18 protein-coding genes are annotated in these 18,162 nt (G+C 50.9%); 10 read left to right on the top strand and 8 right to left on the bottom strand.

Annotated elements, in window-relative coordinates; all coding sequences use genetic code 11:
• Positions 1-71: 71 nt before the first annotated feature.
• Positions 72-764: an MBL fold metallo-hydrolase gene (locus M6D81_RS08275; RefSeq protein ID WP_262676381.1), complete on the top strand. Its 693-nt coding sequence runs from the start codon at positions 72-74 to the stop codon at positions 762-764.
• A gap of 18 nt (positions 765-782) precedes the next feature.
• On the opposite strand, the gene M6D81_RS08270 is transcribed toward M6D81_RS08275, so the two are convergent.
• Together M6D81_RS08270 and M6D81_RS08265 are read right to left on the bottom strand one after the other, a co-directional pair.
• A complete protein-coding gene (locus tag M6D81_RS08270; protein ID WP_410795706.1) occupies positions 783-1,301 on the bottom strand; it encodes an alpha/beta fold hydrolase in 519 nt (172 codons plus the stop codon).
• A 652-nt stretch (positions 1,302-1,953) separates the two neighbouring features.
• Positions 1,954-3,552 (bottom strand): bifunctional metallophosphatase/5'-nucleotidase, encoded by a 1,599-nt coding sequence (locus M6D81_RS08265; protein WP_262676379.1) that lies wholly within the window; start codon positions 3,550-3,552, stop codon positions 1,954-1,956.
• A gap of 197 nt (positions 3,553-3,749) precedes the next feature.
• Between M6D81_RS08265 and M6D81_RS08260 the strand changes: the two genes are divergently transcribed.
• From M6D81_RS08260 to M6D81_RS08240, 5 genes are all read left to right on the top strand, one after another.
• The gene (locus M6D81_RS08260; protein WP_262676378.1) at positions 3,750-4,865 is read left to right on the top strand and encodes a phosphate/phosphite/phosphonate ABC transporter substrate-binding protein; all 1,116 of its coding nucleotides are present in this window, start codon (positions 3,750-3,752) and stop codon (positions 4,863-4,865) included.
• Between the two features lie 34 nt (positions 4,866-4,899).
• On the top strand, positions 4,900-5,691 hold the full coding sequence (gene phnC, locus M6D81_RS08255; RefSeq protein ID WP_262676377.1) for a phosphonate ABC transporter ATP-binding protein: 792 nt from the start codon (positions 4,900-4,902) through the stop codon (positions 5,689-5,691).
• Complete coding sequence (gene phnE / locus M6D81_RS08250) at positions 5,684-6,499, top strand: phosphonate ABC transporter, permease protein PhnE (RefSeq protein WP_262676376.1); 816 nt, start codon at positions 5,684-5,686, stop codon at positions 6,497-6,499. The genes phnC and phnE (M6D81_RS08250) overlap by 8 nt, the downstream gene beginning before the upstream one ends.
• Before the next feature lie 15 nt (positions 6,500-6,514).
• The gene (phnE, locus tag M6D81_RS08245; RefSeq protein WP_262676375.1) at positions 6,515-7,324 is read left to right on the top strand and encodes a phosphonate ABC transporter, permease protein PhnE; all 810 of its coding nucleotides are present in this window, start codon (positions 6,515-6,517) and stop codon (positions 7,322-7,324) included.
• A gap of 202 nt (positions 7,325-7,526) precedes the next feature.
• Positions 7,527-8,312 carry a TatD family hydrolase gene (locus M6D81_RS08240; RefSeq protein WP_262676374.1) on the top strand — a complete coding sequence of 262 codons (786 nt, stop codon included), beginning with the start codon at positions 7,527-7,529 and terminating at the stop codon, positions 8,310-8,312.
• Between the two features lie 84 nt (positions 8,313-8,396).
• Here the strand turns inward: M6D81_RS08240 and M6D81_RS08235 are convergent, their stop codons facing one another.
• The 4 genes from M6D81_RS08235 to M6D81_RS08220 are packed head-to-tail and all read right to left on the bottom strand — an operon-like array spanning position 8,397 to position 11,885.
• Positions 8,397-9,296 (bottom strand): phosphotransferase enzyme family protein, encoded by a 900-nt coding sequence (locus tag M6D81_RS08235; protein WP_262676415.1) that lies wholly within the window; start codon positions 9,294-9,296, stop codon positions 8,397-8,399.
• Between the two features lie 43 nt (positions 9,297-9,339).
• Positions 9,340-10,209, bottom strand: coding sequence for an SPASM domain-containing protein (locus M6D81_RS08230; RefSeq protein ID WP_262676373.1), 870 nt, complete (start codon positions 10,207-10,209; stop codon positions 9,340-9,342).
• Entirely contained in the window at positions 10,206-11,285 is a 1,080-nt protein-coding gene (locus M6D81_RS08225; protein WP_262676372.1) for a radical SAM protein, read from the bottom strand. The genes M6D81_RS08230 and M6D81_RS08225 overlap by 4 nt, the downstream gene beginning before the upstream one ends.
• 15 nt (positions 11,286-11,300) lie before the next feature.
• The gene (locus tag M6D81_RS08220; protein WP_262676371.1) at positions 11,301-11,885 is read right to left on the bottom strand and encodes a hypothetical protein; all 585 of its coding nucleotides are present in this window, start codon (positions 11,883-11,885) and stop codon (positions 11,301-11,303) included.
• Positions 11,886-12,220: 335 nt separating this feature from the next.
• On the opposite strand from M6D81_RS08220, the gene M6D81_RS08215 reads away from it, so the two are divergent.
• From M6D81_RS08215 to M6D81_RS08200, 4 genes are read left to right on the top strand one after another with little or no spacing between them, the layout of a single operon-like run.
• Positions 12,221-12,928, top strand: a complete 708-nt coding sequence (locus M6D81_RS08215) for a PspA/IM30 family protein (RefSeq protein WP_262676370.1) — start codon at positions 12,221-12,223, stop codon at positions 12,926-12,928.
• Between the two features lies 1 nt (position 12,929).
• Complete coding sequence (locus M6D81_RS08210; RefSeq protein ID WP_262676414.1) at positions 12,930-13,961, top strand: TFIIB-type zinc ribbon-containing protein; 1,032 nt, start codon at positions 12,930-12,932, stop codon at positions 13,959-13,961.
• Entirely contained in the window at positions 13,958-14,761 is an 804-nt protein-coding gene (locus M6D81_RS08205) for a TPM domain-containing protein (RefSeq protein WP_410795704.1), read from the top strand. Before M6D81_RS08210 ends, M6D81_RS08205 begins: the two co-directional genes overlap by 4 nt.
• Before the next feature lie 20 nt (positions 14,762-14,781).
• Positions 14,782-15,759 (top strand): SPFH domain-containing protein, encoded by a 978-nt coding sequence (locus M6D81_RS08200; RefSeq protein ID WP_262676369.1) that lies wholly within the window; start codon positions 14,782-14,784, stop codon positions 15,757-15,759.
• A 673-nt stretch (positions 15,760-16,432) separates the two neighbouring features.
• On the opposite strand, the gene M6D81_RS08195 is transcribed toward M6D81_RS08200, so the two are convergent.
• Entirely contained in the window at positions 16,433-17,062 is a 630-nt protein-coding gene (locus M6D81_RS08195) for an HD domain-containing protein (RefSeq protein WP_262676368.1), read from the bottom strand.
• A 447-nt stretch (positions 17,063-17,509) separates the two neighbouring features.
• Entirely contained in the window at positions 17,510-18,148 is a 639-nt protein-coding gene (locus M6D81_RS08190) for a transposase (protein WP_262676412.1), read from the bottom strand.
• Positions 18,149-18,162: the final 14 nt, after the last annotated feature.

The raw sequence follows: 18,162 nt of genomic DNA, 5'->3' as shown, positions 1-18,162 counted from the left end.
ATGAGATCGTTCAGCAGCATGATAAAGTGCACCAGGGGCAAAGCTAAGGGCAACAGAGAGGAAGATGACTAGTGAAGATTTTAGAACTGCCGATCACTTTCGAATTCAATGGAGGAATCAATTGCATCTATCCCAGCTTAATTGTTCGGAACGATGAGCTGACCTTGGTGGATACGGGATATCCCGAATTTTTGACACTCATTGAAAATGAAATCATACGACACGGCTATAATATGAGCCAATTAAAACATATTATCATTACTCACTACGATGACGATCATATCGGTTCGTTGCATGACTTCAAAGAAAAATACCCTTGGGTAGCCATTATAGCAAGTGAAGTGGAATCCGACTCAATTAGCGGACAGGTGGGGGCCGAGAGATTGGCCCAAGCCGAAGACATGCTGGAGAGCATGCCGCCCGAGCAAGTTGAGTTCGGCAAGTGGTTCGTACAGCAATTGAAAAGCTTAAAGCATGTTCCCGTTGATCACAAGGTGCAAGACGGGGATATGATTCTGGACAATGAATGTAAAGTGCTAGCCACGCCAGGACATACATCGGGCCACATCTCGTTGTACTTCCCAAGTCTCAACAGCGTCATTACAGGCGACGCGGCTGTGAAAGATAAGGATGAGTTAGTGGTAGCCAATCCGCACTTCTGCCTCCATCTCGGGAAGGCGGAGGAGTCGCTGGCCAAGCTGAAAGAGCTTGAAGCAGAAACCTACTACTGTTATCACGGCGGTACGTTTAAACCATCTGTGTAAGATGGTTTTTTTCTTGCTTTATTCCGAGGAGTTGCGGTGAGATAGAAATTCCATAAGGATGTCATGGAAGGCTTTCGGCTTCTCAATGAATGGGAGATGGCTACAGCCGCGAATCATGATATGAGACGATTGCTTCATAGTGTTATGAAGGGCTTCCGCTGTTCTAATATTAAACGGATGGTCCTGATCAGCGATGACAATAAGAGTCGGGATTTCAATCTCTCGCAAACGTTCAGAGGCAGCAGGTTTTGCAGCTTTGGACAGATTAGGAGGGAATCGGCAGAAGTTATTAGGGTTCCTGACGATAGAAAGCACTTTATTTCGAGCTGCTTCTTTTTCCGGAGAAGGAAAGAAATACTGCCAATAGCGATTCGCAATGAACGATTCAATAGCTTGCTCGTGTCCTTTGAAACGTACATTTATAAAGTTCTTTATTCCTTGCCACATCATGCTTACAGGATAAGAACAACCATTAATAGAAGGAGAGACGATAACAAGGCTGCGGACGAGATGAGGGTATGCAAGCGCAAAGTCTATTGCAGGGCTTGCGCCCCGCGCCTTTGCGATTGCCTCCCTTAGTTACAGTTCGACTGCCAATTCGATAACCAGGTTCATTGTTATGGCTATTATGGATTAACGTCATAAATATCACCGCCCAATCCCATCATCTCACATCACTCCTGGATGTTCAATTTGTGCTACCCTATAGTATTCTTTCAGCAGCAGTTCCGGTTGCTTCTGAAGTCTATGTGACCAAAATGAGCGATAGAGAGTGTTATTCGTCCCGCCAATGGTGTCTATGTGAGCAAAATGAGCGATAGGAGGCCAATTTCGTGGGGAAGGGGCACTCGAGATGGGGCTATGTGACCAAAATGAGCGATAGAGAGTGTTATTCGTCCCGCCAATGGTGTCTATGTGAGCAAAATGAGCGATAGGAGGCCAATTTCGTGGGGAAGGGGCACTCGAGATGAGGCTATGTGCCCAAAATGAGCGATAGAGAGTGTTATTCGTCCCGCCAATGGTGTCTATGTGAGCAAAATGAGCGATAGGAGGCCAATTTCGTGGGGAAGGGGCACTCGAGATGAGGCTATGTGCCCAAAATGAGCAATAGGAGGATACTTTTCACTGGGACGAGGCCCCCATGGCGGGGCATGGCGGGGCGTGGCACCTCAGGAGGCTCAGGGCGGAGCTAAAAAGCTCCGTTCCCCCCGCTCATCACACGCCAATTGTCGTTGACGGAAGACACGATGCGGCCGCGTTCCCGGATATAATCAGCGAGCAGCTCTACCATATCAGTGGCAATTTCCTTCACAACGGGCTTGTTCTTGAACATCGGGAAGTTGCCGCCGCCGCCCGAACGGTAATTGTTCATGACGACCTCGTACGTCATATCTTCATCCAGAGGGTGTCCGTCACGCTCCAGCATGGTCACCCGCTGTCCCACAGGACGCGAGATGTCAAGCGTGTAATGAATGCCCTCCCACATATCGTAGTTGTAATGCTGCGGCTTCGGCATCAGGAAGGCCGGACTAACTGCGATCTCCCCGTTCTCATCCAGCTCGAAGTATTTCGCCGATTGCTCCAGAGCTTCCCGAATATCCCTGCCCGAGATACGAATCACATTCAGCGAGTTCGGGTACACGTAATTCGATATGATGTCGCGCATCGTAATGCGCTCGCCAAAGCCCGCACACTGGTTGTCGAACAAGGCAGTATTGGAGATGTCCGCGCCGGATACATCCATTTGCATACGATTGATGAATTCGATCAGCGGATGCTCACGCAGACGGACGTCCGCATGCGAATCAATCGTCATATCCCCGTCTACGTAACCTATAGGCTGATCGAGCCACGCTTGCGTCAGCGATTCGACCTCGTCGGCAATCCGCACGATCTCTTCATCCGGCTCGAAGCCGGCGGCAGAGATCAACTCCGACCGGCAATGCTCCACAATCCAGCCCTCCTCGTTCTTCGAGAGCTTTATCGTCACTTTTCCCAGGAAACGCCCCTCGCTGGAGGGCTGAACGACACAGACTCCATTAACGGTGCAGTCTGCAATAGCGCGGTGTTGATGTCCGGTGAGCAGCACGTCGATGCCTTCCACCTGCTCGCAGATGGCGTACCCCACGTTCTCGTCGGTCAACGGCTCGGTTAATTGCCCGGTTGTCAGATCGCGTTCGAAGCCGCCGTGGTACGACACGATGACGACGTCGACGCCTTCCTGCTTCCTTAATCGATTCACCCAATAACGGGCGGATTCAACGGGATCATCGAAGCGAATGCCCTCGATATGCTGCGGCCGCTCCCAGTTCGGAATATAAGAGATAGTCAAGCCCAGTACGCCGATTCGTAGACCGTTGTCCAGCTCGCGAATCATATAAGGCTGTCCGAACATGGACTTTCCGGTAGAAGCTTCGATCGTATTGGCGGACAGCCATGGGAAGACCGATTCTTTCATCGCACTGCGCAGGTAGGGGAGGCCGTAATTGAATTCGTGGTTGCCGGGAACGGCTGCATCATAGCGGAGCTCGTTCATGCAAGCGACCACGGGATTGGGCGGTTCACTGTTGATCTTGGCATGGTAATAGGTCAGCGGAGTGCCTTGCAGACAATCGCCGTTATCGATCAGCAGCGTATGGGGATGATTCCGGCGGATCTCTTTCACGATGCTCGCGACCCGGGCAAGCCCATGCCCGACTGTGCTGTGGCTGGCGTAGCCTTTAGGCAATAGGAATCCGTGAAGGTCGCTAGTTTCGAGCAAGATAATTTCGCATTGTTGTACAGACATAAGCTCTCTCCTTTTTGCGGAATTGACTTGCATGAGCTGCTCTAATATTAGCATACAGGTTCGGGAGAATGGTATGCATAAGGAAGGAATTTACAAGTTCTTCACGTCCTTTTGACAAATGGCTAATAAAAGGGGTGTATACTGCGGAAGTGTTCGATTGAAAATGAAATCATATCCAAACAAGGTGGGGGAAAACCATGCTCAAAAACAAACTCATGCCTCTCTTAACGGTCGTACTCGCAATCGTTCTGCTGGCTGGCTGCGGCTCGAACAACGGCGGCAACGGCAATAATGCCAATACGGGCTCAAGCGAATCGACGCCGCCGGCGGAAACGAAGGCTCCGACCGAAGCGCCTGCCGAGGAATCCGGCAAGAAAATCGATGTGCTGAAAGTCAGCTTCGTGCCTTCCAAAGATCCGGAACAAATTATTACGACCACTGAGCCGCTGAAAGAAATGCTGAAGAACCAGCTGGCGACGCAAGGGTACGACGTTGGCAGCGTGGAGATAAATGTAGGTACGACATACGAGGCGGTCGGCGAGGCGCTAAGTGCGGGCACGACGGATGTTGGCTTAATCCCGGGCGGCACTTATACGCTGTACGATGACGGTGCAGAGGTTATCCTGACCGCTACCCGCAAAGCGTTATCCAACGATTCGGATGCGGCGAAGGACTGGAACGACAACAAGCCGACGACAGGGCTCGACGACAAGCAAGCTTCGTATTACCGCTCGCTGTTCCTGGCAGGTCCTTCTGCGAAGGGACAAGCGCTTGCGGCGAAAGTGAACGGCGGCGAAGAGCTGGCTTGGGAAGAGTTGAACGGCGCAAGCTGGGCGGTCATGTCCACTTCCTCCTCTGCCGGATACATCTACCCGACACTGTGGCTCCAAGAGAAATATAGCAAGAGCCTGACGGATCTCGCTCAAGTGACGCAATCGGATTCTTACGGCAGCTCGTTCGCCCGTCTGGCCGCAGGACAAGCCGATGTCATCGTCGTATATGCAGACGCACGGCGCGACAATGAGGAGAAGTGGGCGAGCGAATTCGGGGGCAAGGGTTCGATATGGGACGATACGAATGTCATCGCCGTCACACAGCCCATCTACAATGATACGGTTAGCGTGAGCAAAAATTCTCCGATCATGTCGGACGATCTGAAGGCTGCGCTGCAGGAAGCTTTCATCGCCATTGCCGGGACGGATCAAGGCAAGGAAGTCATCGCGATCTACTCCCACGAAGGATATAAAGTCGCTCAGCCAGCCGACTACGACGGCGAGCGTCAGGCACAGCAGCTTATTCGCAGCATGAAGTAATGAACGGACAAATGCAAAGGATTGAATACCTCTAATGATACAGTTTATCGGTGTGAATAAAACGTACGCCAACGGTACAACGGCATTGAAGGACATTAACTTGACGATCAAGCAAGGCGAGTTCGTGGCGGTTATTGGACTGTCCGGAGCCGGCAAATCGACGCTGATCCGGTGCATTAACCGGATGCATGATATAACGAGCGGGAAGCTCATCGTCGACGACGTCGATGTGTCCGATCTGAGAGGACGTCATATTCGCCGTTTCCGCCGGCGAATTGGCATGATCTTTCAATCATTTAATCTGGTGACCCGTACGACTGTCATTAATAATGTGCTGGTCTCCTTCGTTCCGGAGCTTCCGCTGTGGCGGAAGCTGACCGGTGTCTTCTCGCAGGTGCATCGGATCAAAGCGCTGGAGGCGCTCCATAATGTCGGCATTCTGGACAAGGCGTTCATCCGTGTTGATCAGCTGTCCGGCGGTCAGCAGCAGCGTGTGGCTCTGGCGCGTACGCTGGCGCAGAATCCGGATATTATCCTGGCGGACGAACCGATCGCCTCGCTTGATCCCGTCACCTCGCGCATGGTGATGAATGACTTCAAGCGAATTAACAAGGATATGAGCATCTCCGTCATTATGAATATTCACCATGTTGAGATGGCCTTGGAATATGCGGATCGCATCATTGGCATACGCAAGGGTGAAGTGGTGTTCGACGGGGAGAAGGCCAAGGTGACGCAAGAGATTCTGCAAGACATATACGGCGGCAAGTGGGATGCGGAGGAAGCGGCGCTTAAGGAGCAGGAGGAGCGGGTAGCCTATGCTTGATAAGCTGTTTCCCCCGAAGACATTGACGCTCTCGGACGGGAAGGTTGTGCTGCAGAAGCGATCCCGTCTCCCGCTTGTTCTTCTTCTGCTCGCGGTATGCACGGTGGTATCGGCGGAATTTACAGGGTTCAGCTTCATCGTGCTGAGAACAAGGATACATGAATTCTTTACTATCGTGGGTGCGATGATCCCGCCGGATTGGAGCAGCCTATCCAGAATCTGGCCGCCGCTGCTGGATACGATCAAGATGTCGCTGCTCGGTTCGCTACTCGGTTCACTGCTTGCATTGCCCGCTGCAGTGGCAGCTTCCGCCAACATCGTGCAATCGAAGCTGGCAATCGTCGTGAGCAAAACGGCGCTCAGCCTGCTCCGTACGCTGCCGACCCTAGTGACGGCGCTAATCGCGACATTCGTGTTCGGTCTTGGGCCGATGGCGGGTACGGTAGCCATCATGCTGTTCACAATCTCTTATGTGGGCAAGCTGTTGTACGAGCAGATTGAGAATGTGGATATGGGCGCCTTCGAAGCGATGGAATCGCTTGGCATGACAAGGCTTCAAGCGTTCCGCTTCGCCGTCTTCCCGCAAGTGCTTCCCGGTTATATCTCTACGTCTCTCTATTGCTTCGAAGGAAATGTACGGTATGCGGCTATTCTGGGATATGTCGGAGCCGGCGGCATCGGCTTGCTCATTAACGAGGGGCTGGGCTGGCGCGATTATCCCGCCGTCGGCATGATTATTCTGGTGCTGATCGCAACCGTCTACCTGATCGAGAGAACGAGCGAGCATTTCCGCAAGAAGCTCATCTAAGGGAGTGTCAGGCATATGAATGGAATCGAGAAGCAATTGCTGGATGCGCCGCGCAACGGGCTCTATATGACGATGATCGCGACGATTGTTGGAGCGATGTTCCTATGGTCGCTTACAGCCGTCAACTTCAATAATATCGAACAGAGCGGACTTGCGGTCGCGCGAAATATTTTGCATGGTCTCACACATCCCGACCCGGCGCTATTATTTAACGTGACGAAGCAAAGCGTACTCTATCTGCTGGTTGAGACGCTGGCGATCGCATTTTTGGGGACACTAGTCGGCGCGGTGCTAGCCGTGCCGCTCGCATTCCTGGCCGCCTCCAACATCGTGCCGAAGCCGGTGTCTTGGCTGACGAGGCTGCTGCTTATTACGATCCGCACCATTCCTGCGCTTGTGTACGGGCTGATGTTCATTCGGGTGACCGGCCAAGGGCCGTTCGCCGGCGTGCTGACTGTCGGGTTAACCTCCATCGGCATGCTGGCCAAGCTGTATACAGATGCGATCGAGGAGCTGGATACACGGGTGCTGGAATCGATGACCTCGCTCGGCTGCACCACCTTCGAGAAGATTCGCTTCGGCATCGTGCCGCAGCTGCTGTCGGTATTCACCTCCGTCATGATTTACCGCTTCGATATGAACATGCGCGAAGCCTCCATTCTGGGGATGGTAGGCGCCGGGGGCATCGGCGCTCCGCTTATATTCGCTATGCGGAGCTATAAGTGGGATCAGGTAGGAGCGATTCTGATCGGATTGGTCGTGCTCATCCTCATCATCGAATTCGTATCCAACAAGCTGCGAGCGAAGCTGGTTAGAGGGGAATAGGCGAATACACATGTCTGGATCGATTCCATTCGATTCCAGGCATTTTTCAATTTGGACAGAGAGGTTATCGTGCCTAGCGATTCCGGTCAAGTTTGTATTCTAATCGAATATTCCCTGATCTGCAGCTTTTCGGACGGCTATAATGGGAGTATGGCAATAGCATAGTTCGGAATGGACATTCAGGGAATAGGAGGATTGATCGATGAGGAATCCAATTATTGATATCGGCGTTAATTTGATGCACCGGTCATTTCATCAAGATCGTGAGCAGGTGGTGGCCAAGGCGGCGGAGCATGGAGTCGCTTCGCTTATACTGACAGGAACGAACCTGCGAAGCAGTATAGAAGCGGCCACATACGCAGGAAGTTATAATGGGCAGATGTACGCCACGGCAGGCGTGCATCCACACGATGCGAAGAGCTGCAGCGGGGAGACGATCGCGAAGCTGAGGGAGCTGGCTGCTAGGCCGCAGGTTGTCGCCATCGGGGAATGCGGGCTGGATTATAACCGGGACTTCTCGCCGCGCGACGTCCAGCGTGAATGGTTCGCTAAGCAGATTGAGCTGGCATTAGAGCTGGATATGCCTCTGTTTCTACATGAACGGGAGGCCTTCAGGGATTTCAAGGCAATGCTGAAGGAGCATGAAGTCCGGCATGCGGTCGTCCATTGCTTTACCGGGACGAGGCCGGAGCTGGAGGCGTATCTCGATATGGGCTTCCACATTGGAATTACGGGCTGGATATGCGACGAACGGCGCGGCAGGCACCTGAGGGAGCTGGTCCGGATCATTCCGCCAGAGAAGCTGATGATCGAGACGGATGCGCCGTTCCTGACTCCACGGGATATGAAGGAGAAGCCGGCGGGCGGGCGGAATGAGCCTGCGTTCCTGCCGCATATTTTGAAGACTGTGGCACAGTGCATGGGCAAGCCTGACGATGAGGTGGCGAAGGCCGCGACGGAGACGACGAAGGCGTTTTTCCGCATCTGAAACAATACCGAAATCATCAAACCCCGCCAATAGTCGGCGGGGTTGCTTTTTTCTCTACGAAATTAAGCCGCATGATTGACCCTTTCAATTGTCCAGCCCGCAGACGTCCTTGCCAATGGCCTTCAACAATCCGATTCCGGATTCAAAAAATTGTTCGCTTGTGTAGCGCTGAGGCCAGCGATTCCAGTTGGCGGCATGCAGACCGAGCCACCACAGATGACGCGCAAATATCAGAAAGCGGATGAGAGTGGCTTCTTCATCGCTTAGGGGACGAACAGACGTATATCCGGCGATCAGTTTATCCCAGACAGGCGCGGTTCCTCCCCTGCCAAACGTCCCCCATATGGCAGTAGCCAGATCATAGACCCGCCATTGCCAGCTTGAATCCTCCATATCAATCCATACCATCTTGCCGTCGTCTGCTTGTATGACGTTGAAATGATGGGCGTCTCCGTGTGTAAAGCCTACCAGAGCTCTGTCTTGATAGGCTTCAAGAACAGACGCGACGGAGCTTGCAAGATGCTCCGTATGCCGTAATTGATCGCGGTCATCGAATACTTCGGAGATGGCTTCCAGAGGCTGATGAATGAATTCTGAAGTCTTTGCTTCCGGCATCCACGCTGGCTTCTCTTCTGTTTTCCAAGCATTGTGCAGCTGTCCGATGGAGCGGCCCAGTTCATAAAAAACCGTTTCAGATGGCAGGAGTGTTTTGCCCGCTACAAACGCATACACTCTGCCGCTATGCATGCTGCCATGCAAACGAACCTTCAAATCAATTTCACCAGAAAGTTGAACAGGACGAGGTACGTCAGCACCCTGCATATACAATTCACTTACAGCCTGGTACTCGCGATGAAGGGAAGCGCAACGGTCATCGGGAGAAAATTTGAAAACAAGATGACCATGGTCTGTTTCGGCCAAATAAACGATATTCCGATTGGAAGAAAGCTGCTTCAAATGCTTGAAGTCCACACCGGGAATCATCTTGTTTAGCTGCGTGATTAGAGCTCGCCGATCATCCTGTGTATCAAGCATGTTCCAGCAATTCCGCCCTGTGCTGCTCACATATCCATGGCAAGGTTGTCAGTCGTTGCCGTGGTTTTGTTGCTGTTGCCAAATCAGGTCCCTTGTTCATTAACTGGGGCAAGTTCAACTTATAATGGCCGCCTGACAAAGCTGTTTCACTGATCTCATCTTCAATGTGGCCCATCGCGTAATCCTTCAAGCCAAGCATCCCCAGACAAGGGTACATATGCCCGTCGTTGTCAATATAAAGCTGGATGCGATTCGCACACTTGTTAACAGGGCTGTTTGGCATCAAAGGTGTTTCCGCGCTGGTTGCGCCCATTGATGGATATATCGTGATGTCTGTCGCATTCATCGTATCCAGACTCAGCATTTGATGCTTTCTGAGCAACGAGACCGGCCCGATGAGTCCTACAGGCAATCGCAAGTTTACGATCTCTTCCATGAAATCCGCTAAAGCGGTGTGCTCCGCCAATATGTCGATGTTATCTATGATGATGCCAAGGGAGCTTAACAAGGAAGCTCTGCTTAAAGACTGAACAACGTCGAATTGACGATATAAATCAACGATATCTACGGTAAAGGAGATTGCATATCCCTTCTCAATCGATGCAGCTGCCAAACCCTTCAGCTTATCAGGTACGGAAAGAAGATCTGCACCGAACAGTGAAACTTCACGATTGTACAGTGTGTATGGACGATCTCCGTCGTTGATGCCCACCGATTCCTTGAACCAGTTGTCATAACGGGCAAGCCAGTCCATCAACTGCTCGCTCCCGGGGAGAAAGTCGTCGCCCGTCTCATCGGGCTGAAGCATAATCGCCACAGATTTCAAGTGCTGATACAAATTGATTTGATTGCGTTCCATCATATTCGTTGTCCTTCCTGACTGCCTGCTGCTTGTTCGAGCTGAGCTACAATCCGGGTGAGCGACTCCCGCTTGCGGTTGTCCATGTACTCCTGCAGACTTTCAACATACTCGGGAGTGGAGAATATCGTGTAGCACAAGTGACAAATATTGAAGTACTGATCGTCAATGTCGTGCCCGCTCTCCTGCAGGATAGGCACCAATGAACGAATGCCTGAAAAAACAATCTTTCGAACTAACGGATCGTTGTTCATCCGTTCAACAATCGTATCCAAACGTTCCTCTTTCACATTTCCCATAATATAGTTTCGAGTCTGATCAAAGCCGGCACAGCAGGGGAAAACATTCCCGAAAGCATTGATAGTGAGGTTCAGCACCCGGTGGCAATTATCATCAAGCGAAGAACGGGAATGATAAAATTCCTCCGCATCAAGCTCCTTCGCCGCGCGTCCGGTTGCGAATACGGGTCCGCTTGTCATGCGTGACGCGGCATCAATAGCTTCTGGGCGCAAAGCGGCCAATGCTTCTTCCATGCTGTGCAGCTTAGTCGTCAACAATCGCAGATTGGTTTCAATTTCAACCTCTTGACAAGCAATCAGGCAGTTGCTGACGGCATCTCCCGAAACAAAAGGCTGATGCCAATAATCCCAGGAAAGCTCCAGTGAGGTTACACCGGATTGTCGCAAGCGGGCGCACACCTCTCTTGCTTTTGGAAGGGTGCGGCCCCAAAAGCCGTTTGTCGTTCCGGTAATTTGTTCATATCCGGCATCGCGCGCCTCGGCAAAGAGTGAATATACATCATCCAAGTACATGAACGCCTCGCCGCCTGCTAAGTGAAACCGCGAACCAATGGTTTCAATATCAGCGGCTTCTCGGATACATCTCCGGATCACATCTGTATCCAAGCTTGAAAGACCTAGCGTCTCAGAGCCTTTGGGACTTGCGGATTGATAACACATGGCGCACTTGGCATTACATCGGTTTGTCGTTTCAACAACGAGTCCGCTGTAGTAAATAGGCATGTGCAGTAATAGGGCAATTTCCGCCGACTGGTCGAAACTTTTATGTCCATCTACCATTTTGATTGCACCATCCTAAAAGCCTCTGCCTCTTAAATTAAAGTTGGTTTTCATATTGTCCCGGGGGATGAAATTTTTGCCGCCCGGCAATTTGATCCCTTGTTTCCCAAGTCCTTGCAGAGACACAAGGTCGGCTGGTTGACTTGCTCTTACCAAAGTAACAACCATCGTAACAACAGCAGCGGCAGCTGCGACGACAGCCGCGCCGGCGGCAACAGCGGCAGCGTTGGCATGAACACCGGTCGGCTTGCCCTCGCGCATATCGATCAAATCTTGCAGACCGTGCGAACCGAGCGTATTAGCGACTTCCTCGTCCAAGGCAACATCAAAGATGACTGCGTTCGAGATGGCTTTCACGACTTCTGGAGACAGCAAAACACCATGGTCAACCGCATACTTCTTCGGATCTTTGAGAAATGCCTTGGTGGATTCCTGGTTTTTGACTAGCTCTTTGATAAAAGCGAGTTGCGCTTCAACAGAAGAAGCTTTCACGCGATCGAGTCGGTCAAGCTTCTCTTTGCGCAGCGGTTGAATAACATCCGCATCATGGGCGATCAGCCTTTTTGTGACACCGCTTTCATTTTTAGGTGAATCAGACATTGAAAAAACCTCCTTAAGCGTCTGAAATGAAATCGTTCATGAATGATGCGAGGATATCCCATCGCACCCTATCATGGTGAACATTATAGGGCATCTGTTTTCGGAAATAAATATAGATCTGTAAAAATAAACCTGCAGAACTACTCCCTTACAGTTATTGGCGAAAAAAGTCGGAATAGTTCTTTGAACCCAATCAACCCGACATATGTCTTGAACCTGTCTCTGTTAACGATTATCGCCTCTATATGTTCCGTTGAGAAAATATAAATGAATCCTTTCTCACCGAAATAAGGTACTATAAAGACAATGAGAATGTTGTAGAAGGGGGTCGCATCATGGGGATCTTGTCCAGATTCAAGGAGATGATGTCGAGCAATGTCCATGCCATACTGGAGCGGGCGGACGACCCGGGGAAGACGCTGGACGCCTGTATGCGCAGCCTGAGCGTTGACCTGGGCGCGGTTAGGGCGGAGACGGCCTCGGTTATCGCGACCGAGAGCAGGGCGAAGAGAGCGCTGGACGAATGCAAGTCCGAGATCAGGAAGCTTCATCGTTATGCGGAGAGATCGGTGCAGGATGGAAGAGAAGAGGAAGCGCTGGAGTTTCTGGAGATGAAGGCGGCGGAGGCGCAACGGGAAGGTGCGCTGCAAGACGCTTATGACGAGGCTTCGGCCAATACCGGACGCATGAAGCAGCTGCAGGACAAATTGACGGCGGATATTGGCGAACTGGAAGCTCGCAGAGCCCGATTGAAAGGGAAGCTTGCGGCTGCCGAAGCGCAGCAAAAAATCAACGAGCTGAACTCTTCCTACAGCGTCGACGGCACTTTGCTCGACGCAATGGAGGAAAAGGCGGATCGTGCTTATAACGAAGCGATGGCTTTGGCGGAGCTTCGGAGGGAGGCCAAGGGCAATAGCGATCTGGATGAGCAGTTCAAGCAATACGACAGGGGCAGAGCTGCCGAACCCGAAGACGAGCTTGCCGATCTCAAGGCGAAGCTGAACAAGAAGGAATCGCATGGACGAGATCAGGCAGGTGAGTGAAATGTCGGTTGTGGATTACAAGTGCCCCAATTGCGGCGGCGGGATGACGTTCGACAGCGAATCGGGAATGTTGTCCTGTCAGAGCTGCGGAAGAAAGGACGATATCGAGCAGCTGCCCAATTCGCTGAAGCATGCCGTCTTCTCCGGGAATGAGGCGAAGGAATATCATTGCAGCAGCTGTGGAGCGGTTATTATGACCGAAGCGGAGACGACGGCGACCTCTTGCAGCTTCTGCGGCTCCAGCGTCGTGCTGGGCGACCGGCTTACAGGGAAGCTGGCTCCCGCGATGGTCATTCCGTTCTCGATCAGCAAGGACGAAGCGCAGAAGGCATTCAAGAAGTGGTGCAAGAACGGACGTCTGACGCCGGCCGGATTCATGACGGCGAATCGGATCAAGAGCATAACCGGCTTATATGTGCCGTTCTGGCTGTACGATCTGCATAGCAACATTCAAGTCCAGGCGAACGGTACCAAAGTAAGAACGTATACGAGCGGTGATTATTCCTATACCGAGACGCAGCATTTCGATGTTTACCGCCATATCTTGGCGGATTACGTGAAGATTCCCGTAGACGCCTCGGAGAAAATGAATGACAGGCTAATGGATATGCTGGAACCGTTCCCGTATGATCGTCTAAAGAGCTTCAAGGCGCCTTATCTGGCCGGCTACATCGCGGAAAAATACAACTATGACGCGGAGGAACTGCTCCCCCGGGCGGAGGGGAGAATCCGTTCGTATATTGATTCCTATATCCAGTCGACGATGACGGGCTATCAAACGGTCACCTATCGTCACAAAGATGTCCGCACTGCGGTTCGGAGAGCAGATTATGTCCTTCTTCCGGTATGGATGGTCCAATACGATTACAAAGGGGAGAAGTATACGTTCGCTATGAACGGACAGACGGGCAAGGTAGTCGGCCAGCCTCCGTTGAGCAAGGGGAAGATGGCATGGTGGTTCACGGGAGTTTTCTTCGCCTCGCTGTTATCCTTGAAAGCTCTGTCTTGGTTGATGGGAGGGGGATTCTGGTGAGAAGAGGAATACGCTCCATGCTGACTATGCTGCTGATTGCCGTTTTCGTTGCGCTTGCCGTGCCGATGCCGAATGCGGATGTGCATGCGTCGGAGGAGACCAAGCAGCTAATCTACGATGAAGCCGGCTTGCTGGAACAGGACGAACTTGCTCTATTGGAGGGAATGGCCCAGAGGTACGGGGCCAAGAGGGAAACGGATATCATTATTTATACATCCAACAATACGAGCGGTGCAGATGTGATGAAGATGACGCAGGATTTCTACGACAAGCATGGGTTCGGCTACGACAAGCCATACGGTAATGCCGTCATTCTGACGCTGGATATGAACAACAGGGAATTGTACCTCGCAGGGTTCTACAAAGCGGAGGAGTACCTGGACGATTCCAGACTGGATCGCATACGGGACAAAATAACGTCGGATTTGTCATCAGGCTTCTACTACGGCGCATTTTCGGATTATATCAAAACGGCGTATCGCTATATGGGCTACGCACCGGGAGTGAATCCGGACAATATATTGTTCAAAGTGTGGTTTCAATACGGCGTCGCCGCCCTTCTTGCGTTATTCTTCGTCTGGAGGTTGGCGGCGAACTCAGGCGGAAGTGTCACGGTGCATAGAGGCACATATGAGAATGCGGGCACATCCGGCGTAATCGGTCATTCTGATCAATACATCCGGACAACGGTCACGAAAAGACCTATCCCGAGATCAACCGACAACAGTTCCGGCGGCGGAGGCGGGGGCGGAACGACATCGGGAGGTCACTCGCACAGCGGCAGCAGAGGATCATTTTGAATGGAAAGGATTGAGGCGGCATGGTGTTTTTCAAAAATCAATTCGCGAATGTAGTGGAGTGGGAAGAATTCCGAGACGATATGATATTCTGGAAATGGGCCAACCGGGAGATTAAAAAAGGAAGCAAACTGATCATTCGCCCCGGACAAGACGCCATCTTCGTGAATAATGGCAAGATCGAAGGGATATTCCAGGATGATGGAGAATACAGCATCGATTCGGAAATTATCCCATTCCTGTCGACGCTAAAAGGATTCAAATTCGGCTTCAACAGCGGCATGAGGGTGGAAGTCGTATTCGTCAATACGAAGGAGTTCACGGTCCGGTGGGGAACGCAAAATCCGATTCTGATTCCGACCCCGCAGCTTCCGGGCGGCATGCCCATTCGGGCGAATGGAACGTTCGTCTTCAAAGTGAAGGACTACGTGACGTTCATCGACAAGAGTGCGGGCGTCAGGGGAAGCTATCTCGTCGAGGATGTGAAGCTTCGGATTATGGCTGTGCTGGACCAGCTGCTGATGAAGTGGATTAGCCGGGAAGGCAAGGATATGTTCAATCTGCAAGCGAACGCCTTCGACATTGCCCGCGGCATCCAGGAGGATCTGGATATGGAGCTGCTGGACGACGGCATAGCCATTGCGGACTTCCGCGTCATGAGCTTCAATTACCCGCCGGAAATACAGGAAATGATTACGAAGACGGCTTCGCACAGCATGATCGGCGATATGCAGCGATACCAGCAAGCATCGATGACGGACGGAATCGCATCGGGCAAAGTGAAAAGCGGCGGCCTCGCGGCAGATATGACCGGTATGATGATGGGCATGAACTTCGCCAAGGACATGATGCAGAACATGAATCAGGATGCGAACCGGAATCAACAACAATCCAATCATACGGCTCCAAGCGGCGGTCAGAAGCCCAACTTCTGCCCGAACTGCGGCACGAAAAACGAAGGCGCCAACTTCTGTCCCAATTGCGGGAACAAGCTGGCGTAATATGCAAACGAGAATGGGGCCGCACGGGAAGCGGGACCGGGTTAACACTCATCATATGCCGATATATCGGCTATCGTAAGTCGTAAGCTAATGCCGCCAAAGGGCGGCGATAGCTGTTTACGCTTGAATAGGATGAAGCAATGAAGCCGGGGAGGTTAATCTAACTGTATTTCATGTCATTAATTTATCGAAATACTCCTACTTATGATAAATGAACTGGATTTTATCAGGCTGTTGAGAAAGTCCTTTTTGAGTTGGGCTTGAGAAATCAAAAGTAAAAATAAGATGCTCAGGTCGGTTTAAATCGATTTTTCTTGTAAAAGCTGAGTCCACCCTCATGAAAATGCGATATATCAAAAGCCGAATTCACATTCTAGCGACTTTCTCAACAGCCTGATTTTATGCTATTAATCTGGCCGAGAGATGAGTTTTCGTGTGATAATGTCTGATTTAACTGTACATTTTCCACTTGCGGGATATAGTATGGGGCTTTTTACTATAAATAACTACATAAAATCCAGCTAAGTAGCCTTCGCTGATTCAGTGGGAAAGCACAGGGCCGGCTCTGGATTCGCAGGAAGCGAAATGAGGATTAACGGAGTTGAACAATTGCGCAAACTAAAAAACTCAAGTCATGGCAGGAGCTTCCTCTTCCTGCTAATGCTTGAGTTTTTTACACCGCCAGCGCTTCCTTCGTAATCTGGCTTATGTCTACAGGGCAGTTCGTGCTTTGCTTGACGATGTCGGGCAAGATGTGCTGGAGGAAGTAATCGACGCAATGGAGCTTGATGTTCTTGATCTTGATAAGCGCATCCCGGTACATGACGACGAATTCCTTCTCGGTATTGCCTCTCTGCAATTCGGTAATGGCTTCGTATACTTGATCCAGCTTGTCTGCCACTTCAAGAATGAGACCTTCGACCGATCCGTCCTTGCCTTCTCTTAATTGCCGGCGGAAGATGGCCTTGAGCTCCTCCGGTATATTCTCCTCGATGAACATGGCGATCATGCCTTCCTCTACCTGCTGCAGCATGCCGCGCAGCTCCAGCGAGTAATGCTTCACTGGCGTTTTGATGTCTCCGATGAAGATTTCGCCATAGTCATGGCTGCTTGTAATCTCATAGAGCTTCTTCCAATCGATAGAGCCGCCATTGTTTTCTTCAATATCGGCCAATGTTTTGGCGTATTGGACAACTTTCCAGGAGTGGGCGGCAACGCTGTGTTCCTCGAACTTGAACTTTCCGGGACAGCGAATGATGCGCTCCAGATCGTTAAGCGATTGAAAGTACGTATGAATTCCCATATGCTTCATTCCTTTCTTTTGAATTTGTTGTGCAGTGGACCGTATAACCATTATAGAGGTGATTTGTTAGCGGAGCATTAACGGGGTTAGTGCGTCTAAGGATATATTTGGGGGGGAGGCACAAGACGGTGAAAGCAAACATACGGAATCTCCTCCCCCTATTCTTATTCCTATGCATACTCCTGTTCGTACCCCTAATCCCTCTCCTAGTCCCACTCCCGCTTCTGAGCCGCCAAACTATCTCAATCAACCTCAGTCTATGGATGATAGCTTATACAAAGAGGAAGAACGCGAAATTGTGAAAGTCCTGAATAAAATGATGAAAGCTACTTTAGAAAGCGATGTAAATAGCTGCAAAAATGTACAAACGAAGGAGCATAATCATCAAAAAGATACCAGAAACTATTTATCTTTGTTTAACCTGAATTACGAAACTCATAAAATTAATTACTGACGACGGCATGTTATGGGAATGATAACCAGTTTTGGAATGACGAAATAAATGAAATTCATTTTGAAAGCAAAAACAGCTATAAATCCCCGTTGCCCCTCCCCACATGAAGGGGCAACGGGGATTTCCAAGACTAATTTTGGGATTACTGTTCTTTCCAAAAAAATACTTTTTCGTTCCATACTAAGCCATGCCCATCGATTGGGGAAGGATTCAGCCATTTTCAATTTGAGCATACGGCCACTTCGAACCAGTACGCCAGCACAACGGATAAACTCCCGACGAAAGCGCTGGATGGTAAACGAACGATGAATCGGGTTGCAGCATTGTAGCTTGAATCGCTCGAACAAATTGTATACCAGCAGCTTTAACAACAGATCAATCTCATTGGCGGCAAAGGATTGAGTCGGAATACGATGAATGGCAAATCCGTTCTTGCCTTCCTTGATGTAGTTCTCCATGCAGCAGCGTCGGTTATAGAATCTCCATATATTGATGGCTTCCCAATCTTCTGTTGTTACCATCGCTTCATACTCCCAAAATGTGTCCAGCTCAAGCAATGGATGAACATCATCGAAACGCTGCATCTTTCGAATGACAGCCACACGACGAGTCTTGTCCCAAGTGCTGGCTATGTAGCAAAGTATGA

This window comes from Paenibacillus sp. J5C2022, assembly GCF_025567625.1.
Taxonomy (GTDB): domain Bacteria; phylum Bacillota; class Bacilli; order Paenibacillales; family Paenibacillaceae; genus Pristimantibacillus.
Note: the sequence above shows the minus strand (reverse complement) of the source record. Positions and strands in the feature narration are given on the sequence as shown.